This is a genomic window from Streptomyces canarius (genome assembly GCF_014650735.1).
Lineage (GTDB): Bacteria > Actinomycetota > Actinomycetes > Streptomycetales > Streptomycetaceae > Streptomyces > Streptomyces olivaceoviridis.
Genome location: NZ_BMVN01000007.1, coordinates 242,275 through 262,963, shown reverse-complemented (window position 1 = coordinate 262,963; position 20,689 = coordinate 242,275). Strand labels below are relative to the sequence as shown.

Here is a 20,689-nt window from a genome sequence, read left to right as displayed (position 1 = left end):
CGTAACCCCTGGTCCGCACCCGATCGGACCAGGGGTTTTGCTTGCCTACTCGGCATCCGAACACCTGACCTTTAGTCCCGTCTTGTCCGCATTTCTCAACGGGCGTGTAACAGCGGTTACGGTCCGGACCGGGCGCGGGAATCCCGAGGCCATGACCCACAACACCCCGCTCTCCCCCCGCCCCCTCCGCCACCTCGCCGACGTCCACCGCCGCGTCCTGACGGCCGCCCAGTTGCGCGCCCACGGCGTGACGCCGGCCGAGCTGACCGAGCAGTGCCGTCCCGACGGCCCCTGGCAGGAGCTGCTCCCGCACGTGATCCTGCTGCACTCCGGCCCGCCCACCGGCGAGGAACGGCTGCACGGGGCCCTGCTGTACGCGGCCCGCGCGACGGAGCCGGGCGTGCCGGTCCAGCCGACGGCCGGGAGTCCGCACCGGCCGCTGTACCAGGAGGCGGTGCTCACCGGACTGGCGGCGCTGGCCCTGCACGGCTTCTCGTCCACCCCGCCGCCGACCGCCCTGGACCACGTGGACGTCCTGGTCCCGCGCCGGCGCCGGCTGCGCTCCACCCGCTACGTCCGCGTCCTGCGCACCTGCGACCTGCCCGTCCCGCAGACGGTGACCGGGCTGCCGGTGGCGCCGGTGCCCCGGGCGCTGGCGGACGCGGTGGCGGAGCTGAGGGACGCGGAGGCGGTACGGCGGCTGCTGACCGAGGCGGTGCGCGGCGGCCACTGCGAACCGGCGGCCGTCGTCCGGGAGCTGACCCTCGCCAAGCTGCTGACCCGCCCGCACGTGGTGGACGCCGTGGACGCGCTGCTCGCGGAGGGCCGCTCGATCGCCGAGGACCGCCTGTACCGGATGGTCCGCGAGTACGGCCTGCCCGACCCGGTCTGGAACGTCGACCTGCGCCTGCCCGGCGGCCCGCACCTGGGCGGCCTGGACGCCTACTGGCCGGACCAGGCGGTCGCCGTCGAACTGGACACGCGCGCGCCCCGGCAAGGCCACCGGCAGGACCAGGGACAAGGCCAGGGCCAGGGCCAGGACAACGACGCGCTGTGGTCCGAGTACGCCCGCAAGCGCGAGCACCTGGAACGACTCGGCATCACGGTCGTGTACCTCACGCCCAGGAAGCTGCGGGACTCCCTGGAGCAGCAGGCCGCGGTGGTGCGGACCGCGCTGATGGCGTCCGGGGACCGCGACCCGGCGGCGTACGTCGTGGTGCTGCCCCGGTAGCGACGACCCGCCCGCTCCTCCAGTTCTCCTGCGCCGACCGGGTGAGCGGTCACCGGAACGGACGAGCAGGGCGGGCGGGGCGGGGGCGGGCCACGGTAGAGGAGAGTCATGAGACACCCCCGAATAGCGGCAGGCACGTGCTCCCTCCTCCTCGCCGCCGCGTGCGCGTTCGCCGATCCGGCGACGGCGCAAGTGGCGCCCCGCACCGTGGCCGGCGGTTACGTGGCCCTCGGCGACTCCTACTCCTCCGGTGCCGGAGCCGGTGACTACCTGGACTCCGGCAAGGAGTGCAAGCGCAGCAGCCGGGCCTTCCCCGTGCTGTGGGCCGAGGCCCACGCGCCGGCGTCCTTCACCTTCGCCGCGTGCAACGGCGCCGGCGCCGACGACGTCCTGGCCGACCAGCTCGGCCACCTCAGCCCGCGCACCGGGCTGGTCACGCTCACCGTCGGCGGCAGCGACTCGGGCTTCGTCTCCGTCATCGCGAACTGCGCGCTGGGCGGCGCCAAGGGGTGCCTGTCCGCCGTCTCCCGGGCCCGCACCACGATGGACGGGTCCCTCTCGGGCAGCCTCGACCGGCTCTATTCGGCCATCCGGGACCGGGCCCCCGCCGCCCGTGTCGTGGTGCTCGGCTACCCGCACCTGTACCACCTCCAGGGCGCCTGCGCGCTGGGCCTCCCGGACAGCGAACGCGCCACGCTGAACGACGCCGTGGACCACCTCAACGCCGTGATCGCCCGGCGCGCCACCGCCCACGGGTTCACCTTCGCCGACGTCACCGCCGCCTTCGCCGGGCACGAGATCTGCTCGTCCCGGCCCTGGCTGCGCGGTGTCGACGTGCTGGCGATCACCGAGTCGTACCACCCGACGGCACCGGGACAGTCCCTCGGCTACCTCCCGGTGCTCACCCGGGTGTCGTGACCGCTACAGCGGCTCGGGCAGGCGCGAGGCCTCGGTGTGCACGCCGTCGAGCAGGGCGGCGTACGCCGCGATCATGCGCGTACGGCTGAAGCGTTCGCGGCTCGCCGCCAGCGCCGGGGCCAGTACGGCGCGGTCGGCGACCGCCGCCGACCAGGCCAGGGCGATGGCCTCGGGGTCCTGCGGGGTCACGAACCCGTGGCCCCGGACGATCCGCGCGCTGTCGCCCACGTCCGTCGTCACCGGGACCGCGCCGCACATCATGCCCTCGATCAGGCACAGCGGCGCCGCCTCCCCGGAGGCGGAGGTGAGGGCGACGACGTCGGCGGCGGCGTACACGGTCTCCATGTCGTGGCGTACGCCGAGCAGGCGCACCCGCTCCGCGAGGTGTCGGTCGGCGCCGAACGCGATCTCGATGTCGGCCCACAGTGCCGGGTTGGCGCCGTTCATGCCCGCGCCGCACATCAGCACGTGCCCCTCGGGCTCGCGGGCGAGCCAGGCGCGGGCGGCGCGCAGGAAGAGCGGGACGTTCTTCATCGCGGCGTAGCGGGCGGCGAAGACGGTCACCGGTGCGGGGGCCGGGATGCCCAGGGAGGCGCGCAACGCCGCGCGGGCCGCCGGGTCCGGACGGAAGCGGAGCAGGTCCACGCCGTTGGGGATGACGTGCAGCAGTTCGCGCGGGATGCCGGCCGCCGCGTAGGCGTCCCGCGTGGACTCGGCGCAGCACACGCAGGCCACCACGGTGCCGTCGGCGATCGCGGCCTTCAGCTCGGCCAGCGCCGGGCCCTGGTTCTCCGGGTCGGAGCGGTGCAGGCAGACCACCACCGGACGGCGGGGCAGCCCGGCCTGGTCGATCAGCGCCAGCGGCTGCTCCTTCAGCGACAGGATCACGTCCGCCGCGGCCATGGACCGCGCGGTTTCGGCCAGCTCGGGCCCGCTGAAAACGTTCGCCGCGACCGTGCCGTCCACCAGTCCCGCGGTGCGGCCGAGCGAGGTGACGCCGACCCCGCCGGCGGTCAGCGCCCGGTAGCAGGCGTCGTCCTCCATGCGCTGCCGGGTGGCCTCGCGGTGGACCTCGCCGTGGATGCTGAGTACCTGGTGGGACTGGCCGCCCTCGGCCAGTCCCAGAACGACGTCGGAGTGCACGATCCGGGCCCCTCCGGAGAAGAAACCCTCGTAGACCGACAGCACACGCAGTCCGTGCCTCGCGCGCACACGACCACCCGCCTCGCACAAAAATCGAGCCATCCCCGTGAACAGCGGGTTAGCCGATATGAGGCGGTACGGACATTGCGTGCGCGTGAACGCGGAACTACGCGGACGAAACGTTGGCTAACAGAATTCCTTCTCCAGCACCTCCCCCGTGTCCCCGGCCCAGTCCCCGTTGAAGTTGACCGCCACGGAGTGCCGGCCGTCCGCCGTCGATGCCGCCTCGGACACCGAGCCGTGGATGCCGCCGTCGTGTCCCCAGACGCGCACGCCGCAGGTCAGCCGGGTGTTCATGAGGCCGAGCCCGTACCGGATGCGAGGGGCGTCGGCCTCGGTGGCCACCGTGGTCTTCATCTCCTTCAGCTGCCGGGCCGGGAGCAGCTCGCCACCGAGCAGGGCGCCGTAGAAGCGGGACAGGTCGGCGGAGTCCGAGATCATCTCTCCGGCGGAGGAGGCGAGGGACGGGTTGAGCTCCGTGACGTCGTACGCCGGGCCGCCGGGGACCGCGAACGTCGAGTACGCCCTGCTGCTCGGCCGCGGCAGGGTGACCCGGGTGCCGGGCACGGAGGTCGCCCTCAGGCGCAGCGGGGCGATGATCCGGCGGTTGATCTCGGTGGCGTACGGCCGGCCCGTCACCTTCTCGATCACCATCCCGGCGAGGACGTAGTTGGTGTTGGAGTACCGCCAGGAGGTGCCCGGCGCGAAGTCCGGCGCGTGCCGCATGGCGAGGTCCACCAGGTCCCGCGGGGTCAGGGTGTCGAAGCGGTGCCGGAAGAAGCCGTCCTGGGTGAAGTAGGCGCTGCGGAAGCCGGGGTCGGCGAGGTAGTCGTGGATGCCGCTGGTGTGGTTCAGCAGGTGCCGGACGGTGATCCGGCGGCCGTCGTGGCCGTGGCCGCGGACCACGCCCGGCAGCCACTGCTCCACCGGGTCGTCGAGCGAGACCCGGCCCTCCGCCTCCAACTGGAGCAGGACGGTGGCGACGAAGGTCTTGGTGATGCTGGCGACGCGGAAGCGGTCGGCGGGCGAGCGCGGCTCGCCCGTGCGGGTGTCGCCCACGCCGGCGGTGGCGGACCAGACGCCGTGGCCGTCCCGCGCCGTGACGGTCGCGCCGGGGGCACCGGCCTCGACCGCCGCCTCGACGGCCTCGCGGGTGCGCTCGTGGGGTGCGGGACCGGCCGCGACGGCCGGCCCCGCGAGGGCCGCGGTAAGGAGCAGGGCGGTGCCGCCCACCAGAGCTGTGCGTGCGCGCATGTCTTCCCCAACCTGTGGTGTGCCGGTGCGGTCGGGGGAAGGGACCCGGGAGCGTTGTGCGAAGGTTGCCCGGGTGTACTCCGGTTGAGTGAATATCAGCCCTTCTTCAGCACCAGCTCGGTGTTCCGGTCGGCCGCCTTGCCCGCGAAGGTCCTGCTGGCGCCGGGCGCGTTGAAGGACAGCTCGCGGTAGAGGGCGGCGAGGCCGGTCTGCGAGAGGTCCGCGAAGTCGGTGCGGTGCGGGGCCGCGGACTCGATGAGGGTGGTGAAGACGGAGAGCGTGCCGTCCTTGTTGTCGACCAGCTCGACGATGCGGGCGAGCTGGGGGTAGTCGATGTGCGAGGCGGTGGAGACCTCCCAGAAGGAGCGCCCGCCGGAGGCCGCGTGCGGGGTGATGATGTTCTTGTGGACGTGGCCGTTCACCCAGGCGAGCACATTGCGGTGCCGGGAGAGGAGGGCCACCAGTTCCTCGCCGGTGTGCCGGCGCTCGCCGGGGCGGGCCGGGTCGGGGCGGGTGTTGGTCATGGTCTTGCTGGTGTGGTGGCTGAAGACGACGGCGTAGGAGTCCTTGTTGTCCGTCAGGGTCTTGTCCAGCCACTTCAGCTGGGCGGTGCCGAGGGAGCCCTCGAAGTGGCCGCCGGCGTCGTTGGTGTCGAGGCTGATCCCGATGACGTCGTCGGAGACCCGGAAGGAGTAGTACTGGGTCCCGGCGTCGAGGTTCGCGGAGGAGTAGCCGTGCCCGACCGGGCCGACGCCCTGGTGGGCGGGGTCGAGGTGGGCCTTGAGGTAGTCGGCGGGCGTGTACGGTGCCCGCTTCTCGTCGGGGGTGACGGCACGCATGGCGCGCGCGTGCGCCTTGAGGAAGTCCCGGTAGCCGGCGCCCCGCGGGTCCCGGGCGTTCTTGTTGGTGTCCCGGAACTTCTCCGCCTCCGCGGCGGCCACGGTCATCAGCTTCCTGCCGCCGATGGCGGCCTCGGCCAGGTAGGGGTCGCCGTGGGAGCCGTAGACGCCGAGCTGGAGCATGTCGTGGTTGCCGACGGTGGAGTACCAGGGCAGCTTGAGGCCGGGGCTGCGCACCTCGCGGATCGCGGCGGCCAGGAAGCCCTCCAGGTGCGGGAAGCCGAGCGCCTTGTCGTGGTCGCGGAGGGCGGCGTCGGGCTGCCAGTACAGCTTCAGGCCGCTGTTCTGCACGCCTTCGTAGTGCGCCGGGTCACCGGAGTTCGGGGTGAAGCGGCCACCGCTCATCACCTTCATGTACCACTCCAGCTCGCACCGCGCGTTGTTGTCGGTGTTGTCGCCGGTGGTCATGACGAAGTGGAGCGGAGCGCCGGTGACGGGTCCGCCGCGCAGCGCGTTGACCCGTTCGACGAAGGCGATGGCACCCTGCACGGTCAGCGCCTCCTGCGGGCGCCAGGCGTGCGGGTCGGCGGCGCGCACGAACTCGGCGCGCAGGGGGTGCTGCACATCCGTCAGGTGCATGTCAGTGAACTGCACGAACGCGGCGAGGGTCTTGCGGCGGCTCGCGCGGCCGGCCTTGGGCGTGGCCAGCTCGCCGCGCACCACCCGCTTCCAGCCGGGACCGTCGCCGAGGCGGCGGTAGCCGGAGCTGTTGCGGGGGGCGGCGACGGAGGCGAGTGTCGTGCCCTTGGTGTAGGGGGCGAGCGGGGCGGCGGCGGAGGCCCGCCCGCTGTGGGCGACGGGCTCCTCGGCGGCGGTGACGGCCTCGCCGTCGGTCGGGCGCAGGGCGTAGCCGACGCCCGCGGAGAGCGAGACCGCTCCGGCGGCGGCGAGGACGGTACGGCGGTTGACCCCCGGAGCGGAGGTGGCGACAGAGCGTGTGCGCGACATGCGCGGTCTCCCCGAGTGCGAACGCGTCGGCAGTAGTCGCGGGCCGTCACGGACGCGAACGCCCCGCTCACTGTGGATCGTTGGCACCTGGGATGACCTGCGCGTGAACGCGGCGGCAACGCGCAGCGCCAATCACCGTACGTGGATCACGGGTCACCGGGCGCGGTCATGGAGCGGATCGCCGGTGGACCGGCACCGGTCACTCCTCGTTCAACTGCCGGGGTAGGGGGAGGCCCTCCAGGTGTCCGTGCGGCGGCTGTTCGCGCCACAGCCGCAGCGCGGTGTCGACCAGCCGTACCCGGGCCAGCCCGGGTACGGCGTCGAGGTCCTGCCAGGCGGCGAGGTCGGTGGAACCGCCCACCTCGTAACGGAGTTCGCCGCCGACGACCTCACCCGTGTAGAGGATGCGCACCCCGTGGTGGTCGGTGCGGCGGCGCGGGCGCCCGCTGGGGAAGACGTGGCGGGAGGAGTCGATGCCGAGGAGACCGGTCACCTCGATGCGGTAGCCGGTCTCCTCGCCGACCTCACGGCGGACGGTGTCGTACGGGTCCTCGCCGTGCTCCATGCCGCCGCCGGGCAGCACCCACTCGGGCGCGCCGTCCGGTGCCGGCGAGCGGGCGAGCAGAAGCTGTCCGTCGCGGACGCACACGGCGTAGGCCGCCACCCTCAATTTCCGTCGCATGGACGGACGTTAGCGCGCGGCGCCCCGGGTCGGCGGGCGAATATCCCGCGGCATTCCGCCCGTTCGAAGGAGGGTTGAGCTGATTCCGGGCCATACCGGCTGGATCCACTCATTTCCCATCGCGGGTTTTCCCCATACCTTGATTTCGATTCGGTCAACGGTCCCCAAAATCACACCCCTTCGGTCAGGCTGAGCGCTCCCGTCCGCTCGTTCCTTGACCTGAGGGATGCCGATGATCCACACGCCCGAGCGTGATCCGATACCCGGTCCGAGACGCCTGGCCCGCATAGCCGTGGCCGTGGGCGTCGTGGCCGCCCTCTCCGCGGCGGGGCCGGTGCCCCTGGCCCTCGCCGCGGACCCGGCCCCCGCCCCGGCCGCCGACCCCGCCGTCAAGTCCGCCCACGACAAGCTCGGCTCCGACGACGCCGCCCTGCTCGCCGAGGCCAAGGCCGACGGCGACAAGAGCGTGACGATGATGATCGCGACCTCGCCCGGGAAGACCGAGCAGGTCGCCGCGGAGCTGGACGCGGTCGACGGCGGTCTGGTGGGCCGTACCGACGACAAGCTCGGTTACGTCCGCGCCACCGTCCCGACCAGCCGGGCGGACTCGGCGATCGCCGCCGCCGTGAAGCTCTCCTCCGTCCAGGCCATCGACCTGCGGCAGGAGATCCCGCTGGACGACCCGGCGCCGAGCGGCGCCACGTCCTCCTCCGGTGCCGCCACGTACCCGGCGCCGGACAGGAACACCCCCGCCGAGAACCCGTACAACCCGTCCTTCGAGACCGGTGCCGTCGACTTCGTCGAGGACCACCCGAAGGCGGACGGCCGCGGCATCACCATCGGCATCCTGGACTCCGGCGTCGACCTCGGCCATCCGGCCCTGCGGAAGACCACCACCGGCGAGCGGAAGATCGTCGACTGGGTGACGGCGACCGACCCGGTCGTCGACGGCGACGGCACCTGGCGGCGGATGACCACCGGTGTCTCCGGCCCGTCCTTCTCCGTCAGCACCGCCTCGCAGGGCACCGAGAAGTTCACGGCGCCCGAGGGCTCGTACAAGTTCAACTACATGTACGAGTCCGCCACCGCGGGCGGCGACGAGAAGGGCGACCTCAACCGGGACGGTGACACCACCGACGCCTGGGGCGTGCTCTACGACCCGGCCGCCGGCACGGTCCGCGTCGACACCAACGACAACCTGGACTTCACCGACGACGCGGCGATGAAGCCGTACAAGGACGGCTACCAGGTCGGGTACTTCGGCACCGACGACCCGGCGACGGACGTCGTGGAGCGCGTCCCCTTCGTGGTCGAGACCCGCAAGGACGTCGTCTACAACTCCTCCGGCGCCAAGGCCGACTACGTCAACATCGGCGTCATCGAGTCCGAGCACGGCACCCACGTCGCCGGCATCACCGCCGCCAACGGCCTGTTCGGCGGCAGGATGAACGGCGCGGCCCCCGGCGCCAAGCTGGTCTCCTCACGGGCCTGCACCTGGACCGGCGGCTGCACCACCGTCGCCCTCACCGAGGGCATGATCGACCTCGTCACCAAGCGCGGGGTCGACATCGTCAACATGTCGATCGGCGGCCTGCCCCCGAGGAACGACGGCAACAACGCGCGCGCCGAGCTGTACACCCGGCTCATCGACACCTACGGCGTCCAGCTGGTGATCTCCGCCGGCAACTCCGGCCCCGGCGCCAACACCATCGGCGACCCCGGCCTCGCCGACAAGGTGATCTCCGTCGGCGCGACCATCTCCAAGGAGACCTGGAGCGCCAACTACGGCTCGGCGGTGGAGAAGAAGTACGCGATGATGCCCTTCTCCTCGCGCGGCCCGCGTGAGGACGGCGGCTTCACTCCGACCCTGAGCGCGCCCGGCGCCGCGATCAACACCACCCAGACCTGGCTGCCGGGCTCCCCCGTCGCCGAGGCGGGCTACACGCTGCCGGCCGGCTACTCGATGCTCCAGGGCACCTCGATGGCCTCCCCGCAGGCCGCCGGCGCCTCCGCGCTGCTGCTGAGCGCCGCCAGGCAGAAGGGCATCGACCTGACGCCCGCCAAGCTGCGCACGGCCCTGACCTCGACCGCCGAGCACATCAAGGGCGTGCAGGCGTACGAGGAGGGCGCGGGCCTCATCGACATCGTGGACGCGTGGGAGTCCATCAAGGACGGCGCCACCGCGCACGAGTACACCGTGAAGGCCCCGGTCGACACCGCTCTCGACCACGACCTCAAGACCCCGGGCTACGGCACCGGCCTGTACGACCGCGAGGGCGGCCTGAAGGCGGGCGAGAAGAAGACGTACGACGTGACGATCACCCGTACGTCCGGCCCGGACAAGGCGGTCCGGCACGAGCTGCGCCTCGCGAACAACGCCGGCGGCACCTTCCGGATCGTCGGCGACGACGACGTCAGGCTGCCGCTGAACCAGCCGGTCACCGTCAGGGTCCAGGCGGCCCCGAAGTCCGAGGGCCTCAAGAGCGCCATCCTGGAGGTCGACGACCCGCGGACCGAGGGCGTCGACCAGCAGATCCTGTCCACCGTCGTGGTCGCCACCCCGGTGAAGCACACGTACTCCGCCTCCGGTTCGGTGCAGCGCAACAGCACGCGCTCCTACTTCCTGACCGTGCCCGAGGGCGCGACGTCGCTGGAGGTCGCGATCGGCGGGCTGAAGGACAAGAGCCAGACCCGGTTCATCGCCATCCACCCGTACGGCGTCCCGTCCGACAACACCTCGACCCCGTACTGCTACAACAACTACCTGGACGGCAACGGCTGCAAGCCCGACGCGCGCTCCTACGCCGACCCGCAGCCCGGCGTCTGGGAGGTCGAGGTCGAGTCCCGGCGGACCTCCCCGCTCCTCGACAACCCCTACCGGCTGGACGTCACCGTCCTCGGCGCGGCCTTCGACCCGGAGACCGTGACCGTCCCCGAGGCCAAGGTGGGCACCCCGGTCACCGCCTCCTGGAAGGTGACCAACACGTACGCCGCGCTCGACGGCAAGCTGGTCGGCGGCCCGCTCGGCTCCGCCAAGACGGCCCGCCCGGCCGTCAAGGAGGGCGAGACCCAGACCTCCACGGTGGAGGTCCCGGCCGGTGTCGCCTCGCTCGACGTCGCCATCGGGCGCGTCTCGGACACCGCGGCCGACCTGGACCTGATGGTGTACGACGCCTCCGGCAGGGAGGTCGGCAAGTCCGCCGGCAGTGACTCGGAGGAGGCGGTGTCCGTGCCGTCCCCGGCCGCCGGCACCTACACCATCGAGGTCGTGGGCTACTCCGTCCCGTCCGGCTCGACCGACTACGACTACCGGGACGTGTTCTTCTCCACCGCGCTCGGCTCCGTCACGGTCGACGGCTCGGCCCCGGTAAAGCTCGGCACGGGCGCCTCGGCCACGGTGACCGGCCAGGTCACGGCCGCCGCCCAGGCTCCGGCCGGCCGCGAGTTCTTCGGGCGGGTCCAGCTCGTGAACGCGCGCGGCACGGTCGCGGGCAGCGGCAGCGTGAAGATCGAGAAGGTCACTCCGTAACGGGGGTGACACGCCCGAGGAGGGGCGGGCGTCCCGACGGACTCCTGTCCCTCCTCGCGTCACCCGCTCCCCGCCGTCACTCGGCCGGGTCCGTGGGCTCCGGGGAGCCGGTCGGGACGTCGGACGGCTGCTCGGTGGGCTCGTCCGTCGGCTCCGGTCCCTCGCCCGCGCCGATGTCGGGCTGGACCTGGTCGCGCACCATCTGCTTCCAGTGGTCGGCGACCGTCGACTGCCCGTCGCCGTCCATGTCCTCCGCCGCCGGGAACGGCAGCGTGGTACTGCCGACGGGCTGCGCACCGTAGACCGGCACCATGGTGAACCAGGACCGGTCGCTCATGCTGTGGGTGGAGAAGACGTAGCTCTCGCCGGGCTCCAGGGGCAGGTCGCCCTCCATCAGCATGAGGCTGTTGCTGTCCGCGTCGTAGCCCCCGGTCTGGTTCACCACCGTGGTGGAACCGGCCTGGAGAGTGCCTTCGTAGACCTCGTTCACCTTCACGGCCCACTGGGTCTCGGGGATGCCGTCGATTTCCGTGGTGCCCTTCCTGGACACCACCGTGCCGTGGAAGACGAAATCGGCGAAACCCACGAGTTTCTCGTCCTCGCTGAAATCCCCGACGGTGCTGGCGTGCATGTACTGCACACTGAATTCGGGGCGGTCGTCGGCGACCGCCTGGACACCGCCCCAGGCGGCCACGGCGGCCACCGCGAGACCGGCCACCGTGAAAACGGCGCCCTTGCCCAGCCGGGACGCGGAACCGATGGATACCATTCTACTTACCCCCAGAGCGCGTGGTAGTCGGCCTTGTCGTGCGACTGCGGCGTGGTCAGCGAGCCCCGGTCGGGCGTGTTGTTGACCATGATCTGGCCGCGGTAGCTGTGGGCCAGGCCGAGGGCGTGGCCCAGCTCGTGGGTGGCGACGCCCCGCCGCTTCGTCGTCCCGTAGTTCTTGAGGTAGCGCGTGTTCAGGTAGATGGCGTCCGCTCCGGTGCGGGCCTTCCACAACCCGTCCCAGGTGACGTCGGAGCGGTTGGAGTCGCGCCACTCCAGGTCGGCGATGGTGTTCCAGGCGTCCGGCGCGATGTTGATCCGGTTGAGCGTGCTGTTGTCCCAGGCGTTGATGGCGTGCTTCCGCGCGTCGTCGTACTGGGTCGAGTCCTCCCAGCGGATTTCCCGGTCGTCGACGGAGTCGTTCCCCAGGAAATGCGCGGAAGCGGGCGTGGCGGCCGTAAAAGAAATCGACAGGACCACGGCCGATACGCACGCGGCGGCGGTTTTTCTTCGGACAGATTTCACCGTACCCCCGAACTGGCTGAATTTTTACCGGCCCAGGGATCATGGCCGAAACGGATCAGGCCGCGACAGTAATAATCCAGTCAACGGCAAGTAAGTATCCGGCCAAACGGAATAGGTCCATCCGAATTGGCGGGACGGCTCAGTCGGCACCCCCGTTTTCCGCGCATTTCATCCGCCCGGACTCCGGAATCGCCTTTTTCACCCAGGCTCGCGCCCACTCCAGGGCGTCACCCGTCCCCTCCGGCGAGGCGTCCCCGTCCCGGTAGGCCGACGGCGCCTCGCCCTGGTGGGAGGGCACGAGCACCAGCATCCGAGCGCCCACCCGGTAGTACCGCTCGGCGTCCGGCTCCGGCGTGAGGAACTCCAGCCGGCGCGTTTCCCCGCCGGCCGGCTTGTACGCGCGGTCCACGCGCAGGACGACCCGGAACCCGGAGCCCGCCCCGGCCGGCCCGGCCTGGGCCACCCGGCCCTCGGCCACGGCCGAGGCGCAGGCCACCAGCCCCTCGGCGCTCAGACTGGCCGCCTCGCCGCCGTCGACGTCCGTGTGCCCCCGCTCGGAGAGGGTGTACACCGTTCCCCCGGCCCCGCCCAGCACCAGCACCGCGCCCAGGGCGACGAGGAGATGCCGGCGCCGGCGCGGGGCACCCTGCTCCGCGGGCTCGGTCTTCCACCGTGGCGTCGTCATGATGTCCCCTCAACGGTCGGTCTTCGCGGTCGGTCTTCACCGCCCGGCGCCCCTGTGCGCCGGGCCGGTCCTGAGACGCGGGGGCAGCGGGAAACGTTCGGTGCGGCCGGGCCCGCCTCGCGGCTCAGGAGCCGTCGGCGGAGGGGCAGGCCAGGGTCCGGGAACCGGGCAGGGCGTCGGTGATCCAGGCGCGCTCGGCCGCCACGCGGCGGTCACCGACGGCCCACAGGCTCGCGTACCGCTCGCCCCGGCCGACCCGCACCAGCACGTGCTGTCCCGCGCGGGGTGCCGGCCGCGCGTCCGCGCCGAGCAGGAAGCGGACCTCGGCCGGGCCGTGCGCCGGCCGGTAGGAGCGGACCACGGTCAGCGTGACCCGGCTGCCCGGCGCGTCCTCGTCCGGTTCCACCCGCACCACGGTGCCCTCCACGACGAGCCGGGAGCAGGCCAGCTCCCGCTCCGGGTGTGCCGGCCGCCCGCCGGCCCCGGCCTCCTGGCCCGTCGCGTCGGCATTCCCCTTGGCCGCCGACGAGGCCCCGCTCCTGTCGTCCGCCCCGCCGGCGCCACCACCCTGGGCCACCAGCCAGCCGAAGCCCAGGACCAGGGAGAACGCCGCGGCACCGGCGAGCGAGCCGAGCGCGATCCGCAGGGTCCGGCGGGGCCCGCCGGGCCGTCCGGGGCGGGGCGGCCGGGCCGGGCGGGTGGGAGCGGAGGGGCGGGTACGGCCGCGGGGGCGTGCGGCGGGGGGCAGGGCGGAGAGGGCGTCCGGGGACACCTCCGCCGCTTCCTCGGTGCCCTCCTCCCCCGTCAGCGCCTCGGCCAGCCGCACCAGGTGGTCCCGCAGCACGGCCACGTCGGCCTCGGCCGCCCGGTGTTCGGCGAGGACGGCGGGGTCCCGCCGGGCCTCCTCCGGCAGGGGGTCTCCGGTGATCGCGGCCATGAGCGCGTCCATGCCGCCGTACTCCCCGTGCCCGCGGTGATCCCCGTGCTCGCGGTACTCGCCGCTCCCACGCTGCTCCCCGTGCTCCCCGTGCTCCCCGTGCCGCCTGTGCTGTCCGCGCTCCCCGTTCTCCCCGTTCCCCCCGCGTTCCCCGTGCTGTCCGTCGCGTCCGGCGCGTCCGGCGCCCCGCGCGTCCTCGTGTCCGGCGGTCATGTCACGCCACCTCGTCCTCGTGCAGCCGGTCCCGCAGTGCGCGGACCGCCGTGTGCAGCCTGCTCTTGACCGTGCCCTCGGGGATGCCCAGCTCCTCGGCGATGGCCCGCACCGGCAGGTCCGCGAAGAAGCGCAGCACGACCACCTGCCGCTGGGCGGCCGGCAGCTCGTCCAGGCCCCGGGCGACGGCGAGGGACAGCAGGCTGGTCTCCTCGCCGGAGGCGTGCGCGGGCGCGCGCAGCGCGGCCAGCCGCTCCCCCAGCCGTTCCTGGCGCCGCTTGGCCCGGTGCCAGTCCATGGCCAGGTTGGAGGCGACCACCGCCGCCCACGCCGATACGTCCCGCGGCGCCTCGCGCCCGCTCGCGGCCCGCTCCAGCAGCCGCAGCCGGACCTGCTGCACCCCGTCCGGCAGGTCCGACTGCGGCACGCCGCCGAGCGCGAGCACCGCCCGCACCCGGCGTTCCTGGGCCGCGTCCAGCGGATCGCCGCCGGTACCGTCCGTACCGGCGGCGTACGCCGCCCCTCGGTCGCGGCGCGCCCTTCCGCGCAGCACAAGCCACCCCCTCACGCGTTTGCCCCTACGACGTGGCGGCGGGCCGAAACGTTCGGCCGGCGCCGGACGTCTTCAGAGGCGTACGTCACACCCTCGTATGGCCGGGACCCGGCCGGGCAGGGGCGGGACAGCACAGCTTCCCGCGCGGGCCCCCGGCGGAGGGAATTCCTCCAGCTCAGCCGGGTGTTCGGTGAAGCTCCGGAACCGTCCGCCGGGTGCTCGTGTCCCACTCCTCGGGCACGCGGGACAAAGAATTGGACAGGTGGACCGGGGTCGGCCGCATGATGGAAATGCCCCGGTCAGGCAAGAGACACATAGAGGGAGTCGCCGTGAGGGTCGGAATCGTCGGAGCCACCGGTCAGGTGGGCACGGTCATGCGCAGGATCCTCACGGAGCGGAACTTCCCGGTCACGAAGCTGCGCCTGTTCGCCTCGGCCCGTTCCGCCGGGACCGTGCTGGACGGCGTGACGGTGGAGGACGCGGCGACCGCCGACTACACCGGCCTGGACATCGTGCTCTTCTCCGCGGGCGGCGCGACCTCCAGGGCGCTGGCCGAAAAGGTCGCCTCCCAGGGCGCCGTCGTGATCGACAACTCCTCGGCCTGGCGCAAGGACCCCGAGGTCCCGCTGGTGGTCTCCGAGGTGAACCCGCACGCCATCGCCGACCGCCCCAAGGGCATCATCGCCAACCCGAACTGCACCACGATGGCCGCGATGCCGGTACTCAAGCCGCTGCACGAGGAGGCCGGCCTGGAGGCGCTGGTCGTCGCCACCTACCAGGCGGTGTCCGGCTCGGGCCTCGCGGGCGTGGCCGAGCTGCACGGCCAGGTGCAGAAGGTGGCCGCCGACGCCGACAAGCTCACCCACGACGGCGCGGCGGTCGACTTCCCCGAGCCGCAGGTCTACCGGCGCCCCATCGCCTTCAACGTGCTGCCCTTCGCCGGCAACCTCGTCGACGACGGTCTCAACGAGACCGACGAGGAGCAGAAGCTGCGCAACGAGTCCCGCAAGATCCTGGAGATCCCCGGCCTGAAGGTCTCCGGCACCTGCGTGCGCGTGCCGGTGTTCTCCGGCCACTCCCTCCAGGTCAACGCCCGCTTCGCCCGCCCGCTCTCCCCGGAGCGCGCCACCGAGCTGCTCGCGAAGGCGCCGGGCGTGGCCCTCTCCGACATCCCGACCCCGCTCCAGGCGGCCGGCCAGGACCCGTCGTACGTCGGCCGCGTCCGCCGCGATGAAACGGTGGACAACGGCCTCGCCCTGTTCGTCTCCAACGACAACCTCCGCAAGGGCGCCGCGCTGAACGCGGTCCAGATCGCGGAACTGGTGGCGGCGGAACTCTCGGCGAAGTAACCCCCGCCTCCCGGCAAGGGGCGGCCCCTTCCGGCCGCCCCTTTCCCGTGTCCCGGTGCCGCCCGCGACCCGCCGCCAGCGCGGGCGCCGGGCCCGTGCGGCCTACCCCCGGCCTACCTCGTACAGGAAGCACCCGTACTCCACCGCCCGCACGTGCACCACGGCCACCCGCGGGTCGCTGAAGGCCTCCGTCAGGGCGGGGCCGAAGGCGTCCGCGTGCTCCACCAGACGGCCGCCGAGGATGCGGCCGTCGGCCGAGTAGCGGCGCAGGACGCGGTGGGAGCCGGTGAAGGGCAGGGCGTCGCCGTCCGGGCCGGGGCACTCCTCGGCGTGGATGAAGACGGGGCCCTGCTCGTCGTAGGCGCCCGGGTCGGCGCCCGTCCCGGCCGCCCAGCGGCGCAGCGGCGCGTACGAGACCAGGGCGATCAGCTCGCCCGGCGTGCTGTGGCGCAGGCAGCAGCGCAGCGGGGCGCCGCCCTCCGCATCCGGCACGGCGGCCACGGGGCGGCCGGCGTCGTCGGCGGTGCGCAGCTCCTTGAGGACCTCGGCCGGGACGGGCCGTGCGGGGTACGTGGTCATGCGCCCAGCGTCCCGCCGCGACGCCGCGCCGACCGGCGGGATACGGACATCGCGTTCCCCCTCGATCCCATGGAAGGATGACGCAACCGACACATAACGAGGAGATGACCGCGTGCCTGGCACAAACCTGACTCGCGAAGAGGCGCAGCAGCGGGCCGAGCTGCTCACCGTTGACTCGTACGAGATCGATCTCGACCTCTCCGGCGCGCAGGAGGGCGGTACCTACCGGTCCGTGACCACGGTGCGCTTCGACGTGGCCCGCGGCGGCACCGAGTCCTTCATCGACCTGGTGGCCCCGGCCGTCCACGAGGTGGTCCTCAACGGTGACCACCTGGACGCCGCCGAGGTCTTCAAGGACTCGCGGATCGCCCTGCCCGGCCTGCTGGAGGGGCCCAACGTCCTGCGGGTCGTCGCGGACTGCGCCTACACCAACACCGGCGAGGGCCTGCACAGGTTCGTCGACCCGGTCGACGACCAGGCGTACCTGTACACCCAGTTCGAGGTCCCGGACGCCCGCCGCGTCTTCGCCTCCTTCGAGCAGCCGGACCTGAAGGCCACCTTCCAGTTCACCGTGAAGGCGCCCGAGGGCTGGACGGTCATTTCCAACTCGCCGGCCCCGGAGCCGAAGGACAACGTCTGGGTCTTCGAGCCGACCCCGCGGATCTCGACGTACATCACCGCGCTGATCGTCGGCCCGTACCACTCCGTGCACAGCGTGTACGAGAAGGACGGGCAGTCCGTGCCGCTCGGCATCTACTGCCGGCCCTCGCTCGCCGAGTTCCTGGACTCCGACGCGATCTTCGAGGTCACGCGGCAGGGCTTCGACTGGTTCCAGGAGAAGTTCGACTACGCGTACCCGTTCAAGAAGTACGACCAGCTCTTCGTGCCCGAGTTCAACGCGGGCGCCATGGAGAACGCCGGCGCGGTGACCATCCGCGACCAGTACGTCTTCCGGTCCAAGGTGACCGACGCGGCGTACGAGGTCCGCGCGGAGACCATCCTGCACGAGCTGGCCCACATGTGGTTCGGCGACCTGGTCACCATGGAGTGGTGGAACGACCTGTGGCTGAACGAGTCGTTCGCCACCTACACCTCCATCGCCTGCCAGGCCGCGGCCCCCGGCTCGCGCTGGCCGCACTCGTGGACCACGTTCGCGAACTCGATGAAGACCTGGGCGTACCGGCAGGACCAGCTGCCGTCCACGCACCCGATCATGGCGGACATCCGCGACCTGGACGACGTCCTCGTCAACTTCGACGGCATCACGTACGCCAAGGGCGCCTCCGTCCTGAAGCAGCTCGTCGCCTACGTCGGCGAGGACGAGTTCTTCAAGGGCGTGCAGGCGTACTTCAAGGCGCACGCGTTCGGCAACACGCGCCTGTCCGACCTGCTGGGCGCCCTGGAGGAGACCTCCGGCCGCGATCTGAAGACCTGGTCGAAGAAGTGGCTGGAGACGGCCGGGATCAACATCCTGCGCCCGGAGGTGGAGACCGACGCCGAGGGCGTGATCACCTCCTTCGCCGTCCGCCAGGAGGCCCCGGCGCTCCCGGCCGGCGCCAAGGGCGAGCCCACCCTGCGCCCGCACCGCATCGCGATCGGCCTCTACGACCTCTCCGACGCCGGCAAGCTGGTGCGCACCGAGCGGATCGAGCTGGACGTCGACGGTGAGCTGACGGCCGTACCGCAGCTGACGGGCAAGCGCCGCCCGACGGTGATCCTGCTCAACGACGACGACCTGTCGTACGCGAAGGTCCGCCTGGACGAGGAGTCCCTGAAGGCCGTCACCGAGCGCCTCGGCGACTTCGAGGCGTCCCTGCCGCGCGCCCTGTGCTGGGCGTCGGCCTGGGACATGACGCGGGACGCCGAGCTGGCCACCCGCGACTACCTCTCCCTGGTGCTGTCGGGCATCGGCAAGGAGTCCGACATCGGCGTGGTGCAGTCCCTGCACCGCCAGGTCAAGCTGGCCATCGACCTGTACGCCGCCCCGGCCGCCCGCGAGGCCCTGCTGACCCGCTGGACCGACGCCACGCTGGCCCATCTGCGCGCGGCCGAGCCGGGCAGCGACCACCAGCTGGCCTGGGCGCGCGCCTTCGCGGCGACCGCGCGCACCCCGGAGCAGCTGGACCTGCTGGAGGCCCTGCTCGACGGCACGCAGACCGTCGAGGGCCTGGCCGTGGACACCGAGCTGCGCTGGGCGTTCGTCCAGCGGCTCGCGGCCGTCGGCCGGTTCGACGAGGCGGAGATCGCGGGCGAGTACGAGCGGGACAAGACGGCGGCCGGCGAGCGGCACGCGGCCACCGCCCGCGCGGCCCGCCCGACGCCGGAGGCGAAGGCGGAGGCATGGTCCTCGGTCATCGACTCCGACAAGCTGCCGAACGCGGTGCAGGAGGCCGTGATCGGCGGCTTCGTGCAGACCGACCAGCGGGAGCTGCTCGCGCCGTACACGGACAAGTACTTCGAGGTCGTCAAGGGCATCTGGGACGCCCGTTCGCACGAGATCGCCCAGCAGATCGCGATCGGTCTCTACCCGTCCGTCCAGGTCTCCGAGGAGACCCTGGCCAAGACGGACGCCTGGCTGGCCTCGGCCGAGCCGACCGCGGCCCTGCGCCGCCTGGTCTCGGAGTCCCGCGCGGGCATCGAACGGGCCTTGAAGGCCCAGGCGGCGGACACGGCGGGCTCCGCCGAGTAACCGCCGGTACGACGATGGGGGCGCCCGGTGCCACACCGGGCGCCCCTACGCATCGTGGGGGCCGGTGAAGTGCCCGCGCCGGAAGAGGTCGCCGTCCCGCTTGAGCGTGGACCGGGTCTCCGCGCGCGTTCCCGGGTCATCTCTACGAGGTGCGATACGAGTTCTCGCCGGAGTGACCTGTTCGGTGGTGCGCGGCATGCCGATGCCGGACGGGAGGGGGCCCGTCCGGCATCGGGGGGGGTTCAGCGGTTCGGGGGTGTGATCGAACTGTCAGTTGACGACGACCACCACGACGCCCCCGCCGCCGAAGCCGGGGACGAAGCCCGAGCCGAAGAAGTCGTTGCGGAAGCCGTTGCGGAAGCCGTTGCCGAAGCAGTTGTTCCCGAAGCCGAAGCCGCGGTCGAAGCAGCCGCGGTTGGTCGTGACCTGGTGCGGGGTGGCCGCCGAGGCCGTACCCGCCGTACCGATCGCGGCACCACCCGCCAGGAGGACGCCGGCGGCGGATACCGCGAAGAGACGCCTCACGCTACGTGCTGTCATGGGCTACCTTCCTTCCACGCCCTCGCGGGGTTTCCGGTCCGGGGGCGATGGCCGCGGCCGCGGTACGAACGTGGCACGGCGCGGTCATAGGTGTTGCCGCTGGGGACGAGCAGCAGCCCTGGCCACAACGGCTGCCGGCCCCGGTGATCCAGGGCACTCGCCGCCTGCGGCGGGCACACCCCTGATCGCGGCCCTTTTACTTCACGCTAACCGGCCCGCGGTCAGTCAGCATCTCGGACGGCGACGGACCGTGACCGCCCGGCCGCCGCCGATTCCGTCCGGTGGACGGTCCTCGCCCGTCTCCGGACTGCCCCGCCGCCGTCGCCCCGAACACCAGCGCCATGCCCGCGAGCTGTACCGGGGTGAGCGTCTGGCCGAGGGCCGCCCAGCCGACGACCGCCGCGGTCAGCGGGGAGAGGGGGCCGAGGAAGGCGGCCTGGGTGGCGGGAAGCCGGCCGATGCCGCGGAACCAGAGCCAGTAGGCGACGGCCGTGTTGGCCAGGGCGAGGTAGAGGTAGCCGCCGGCGGCACGGGCGTCGAGGGCGGGCGGGGCGCCCTCGGCCAGGAGGGCGACCGGGGCGATGAGCAGGCCGCCCGCGGTGAGCTGCCAGCCGGTGAGCGCGAGCGGACCGACCCCGTCCGGGCGCCCCCAGCGCTTGGTCAGCACGGTGCCGGCGGCCATGGCGGCGGTGGACGCGAGGGCCGCGAGGGCGCCGACGGGGTCGAGCGCGCCGGCCCCCTTCAGCACGACGAGGCTGACGCCGAGCGCGGCCACCAGCCCGGTGAGCAGCGTGCGCGGGGCCGGTCGCCGACCGAGGAGCAGGGCCGAGAGCCCGACGACGAACAGCGGTCCGGCCGAGCCGACGACCGCGGCCATCCCGCCGGGCAGCCGGTACGCCGCGACGAACAGCAGCGGGAAGAACGCGCCGATGTTCAGTGCCCCGAGGACGGCCGCCTTGGCCCACCAGGCACCGCGCGGCAGCACCCGGGTGAGCGCGAGCAGCAGCAGCCCGGCGGGCAGGGCCCGCGCCAGGGCCGTGAACAGGGGGCGGTCCGGCGGCAGGAACTCGGTGGTGACCGCGTAGGTGGTGCCCCAGGAGACGGGGGCGAGAGCGGTGACGGCGATGACCGGGGTGAGGGGACGGGTCGGCATGGGAGGCCCCTTCCGAGGGCGGGGGCGCCTGGTG

At 72.6% G+C, this 20,689-nt stretch carries 17 protein-coding genes; 5 read left to right on the top strand and 12 right to left on the bottom strand.

Features of this window, described 5'->3' with window-relative positions; genetic code table 11:
* Positions 1-151: 151 nt before the first annotated feature.
* Both IE294_RS13425 and IE294_RS13420 read left to right on the top strand, forming a co-directional pair.
* Entirely contained in the window at positions 152-1,231 is a 1,080-nt protein-coding gene (locus IE294_RS13425; RefSeq protein WP_189885632.1) for a hypothetical protein, read from the top strand.
* A gap of 108 nt (positions 1,232-1,339) precedes the next feature.
* Positions 1,340-2,149 carry an SGNH/GDSL hydrolase family protein gene (locus tag IE294_RS13420; RefSeq protein ID WP_189885630.1) on the top strand — a complete coding sequence of 270 codons (810 nt, stop codon included), beginning with the start codon at positions 1,340-1,342 and terminating at the stop codon, positions 2,147-2,149.
* A gap of 3 nt (positions 2,150-2,152) precedes the next feature.
* Here the strand turns inward: IE294_RS13420 and IE294_RS13415 are convergent, their stop codons facing one another.
* The 4 genes from IE294_RS13415 to IE294_RS13400 form a co-directional block, all read right to left on the bottom strand.
* Positions 2,153-3,337, bottom strand: a complete 1,185-nt coding sequence (locus IE294_RS13415) for a glycosyltransferase (protein ID WP_189885723.1) — start codon at positions 3,335-3,337, stop codon at positions 2,153-2,155.
* A 141-nt stretch (positions 3,338-3,478) separates the two neighbouring features.
* Positions 3,479-4,606, bottom strand: a complete 1,128-nt coding sequence (locus tag IE294_RS13410) for a serine hydrolase domain-containing protein (RefSeq protein WP_189885628.1) — start codon at positions 4,604-4,606, stop codon at positions 3,479-3,481.
* Positions 4,607-4,701: 95 nt separating this feature from the next.
* Entirely contained in the window at positions 4,702-6,453 is a 1,752-nt protein-coding gene (locus IE294_RS13405; RefSeq protein ID WP_189885626.1) for a TIGR03767 family metallophosphoesterase, read from the bottom strand.
* A 199-nt stretch (positions 6,454-6,652) separates the two neighbouring features.
* Positions 6,653-7,135, bottom strand: coding sequence for an NUDIX hydrolase (locus IE294_RS13400; protein WP_229917150.1), 483 nt, complete (start codon positions 7,133-7,135; stop codon positions 6,653-6,655).
* Positions 7,136-7,367: 232 nt separating this feature from the next.
* Here IE294_RS13400 and IE294_RS13395 point away from each other — a divergent pair, with 232 nt between their 5' ends.
* On the top strand, positions 7,368-10,664 hold the full coding sequence (locus IE294_RS13395) for a S8 family serine peptidase (protein ID WP_189885623.1): 3,297 nt from the start codon (positions 7,368-7,370) through the stop codon (positions 10,662-10,664).
* A 76-nt stretch (positions 10,665-10,740) separates the two neighbouring features.
* Here IE294_RS13395 and IE294_RS13390 read toward each other — a convergent pair whose 3' ends face one another.
* From IE294_RS13390 to IE294_RS13370, 5 genes are all read right to left on the bottom strand, one after another.
* A complete protein-coding gene (locus tag IE294_RS13390; RefSeq protein WP_189885621.1) occupies positions 10,741-11,433 on the bottom strand; it encodes a hypothetical protein in 693 nt (230 codons plus the stop codon).
* A 5-nt stretch (positions 11,434-11,438) separates the two neighbouring features.
* Positions 11,439-11,912, bottom strand: coding sequence for a matrixin family metalloprotease (locus IE294_RS13385; RefSeq protein ID WP_189813357.1), 474 nt, complete (start codon positions 11,910-11,912; stop codon positions 11,439-11,441).
* Positions 11,913-12,096: 184 nt separating this feature from the next.
* A complete protein-coding gene (locus IE294_RS13380) occupies positions 12,097-12,642 on the bottom strand; it encodes a flagellar basal body-associated FliL family protein (RefSeq protein ID WP_189885619.1) in 546 nt (181 codons plus the stop codon).
* A gap of 124 nt (positions 12,643-12,766) precedes the next feature.
* The gene (locus IE294_RS13375; RefSeq protein WP_189885617.1) at positions 12,767-13,792 is read right to left on the bottom strand and encodes a hypothetical protein; all 1,026 of its coding nucleotides are present in this window, start codon (positions 13,790-13,792) and stop codon (positions 12,767-12,769) included.
* A gap of 1 nt (position 13,793) precedes the next feature.
* Positions 13,794-14,345: an RNA polymerase sigma factor gene (locus tag IE294_RS13370; RefSeq protein WP_189885719.1), complete on the bottom strand. Its 552-nt coding sequence runs from the start codon at positions 14,343-14,345 to the stop codon at positions 13,794-13,796.
* 329 nt (positions 14,346-14,674) lie between these two features.
* Here IE294_RS13370 and IE294_RS13365 point away from each other — a divergent pair, with 329 nt between their 5' ends.
* Positions 14,675-15,694 (top strand): aspartate-semialdehyde dehydrogenase, encoded by a 1,020-nt coding sequence (locus IE294_RS13365; protein WP_189885615.1) that lies wholly within the window; start codon positions 14,675-14,677, stop codon positions 15,692-15,694.
* A gap of 102 nt (positions 15,695-15,796) precedes the next feature.
* Here the strand turns inward: IE294_RS13365 and IE294_RS13360 are convergent, their stop codons facing one another.
* Positions 15,797-16,273, bottom strand: a complete 477-nt coding sequence (locus IE294_RS13360; RefSeq protein ID WP_189885613.1) for a DUF1203 domain-containing protein — start codon at positions 16,271-16,273, stop codon at positions 15,797-15,799.
* 112 nt (positions 16,274-16,385) lie between these two features.
* Here IE294_RS13360 and pepN point away from each other — a divergent pair, with 112 nt between their 5' ends.
* Positions 16,386-18,962 (top strand): aminopeptidase N, encoded by a 2,577-nt coding sequence (pepN, locus tag IE294_RS13355; RefSeq protein ID WP_189885611.1) that lies wholly within the window; start codon positions 16,386-16,388, stop codon positions 18,960-18,962.
* A 270-nt stretch (positions 18,963-19,232) separates the two neighbouring features.
* Here pepN and IE294_RS13350 read toward each other — a convergent pair whose 3' ends face one another.
* Both IE294_RS13350 and IE294_RS13345 read right to left on the bottom strand, forming a co-directional pair.
* Positions 19,233-19,502: a hypothetical protein gene (locus IE294_RS13350; RefSeq protein WP_229917149.1), complete on the bottom strand. Its 270-nt coding sequence runs from the start codon at positions 19,500-19,502 to the stop codon at positions 19,233-19,235.
* Between the two features lie 196 nt (positions 19,503-19,698).
* Complete coding sequence (locus IE294_RS13345) at positions 19,699-20,655, bottom strand: EamA family transporter (RefSeq protein ID WP_189885609.1); 957 nt, start codon at positions 20,653-20,655, stop codon at positions 19,699-19,701.
* Positions 20,656-20,689 lie beyond the last annotated feature (34 nt).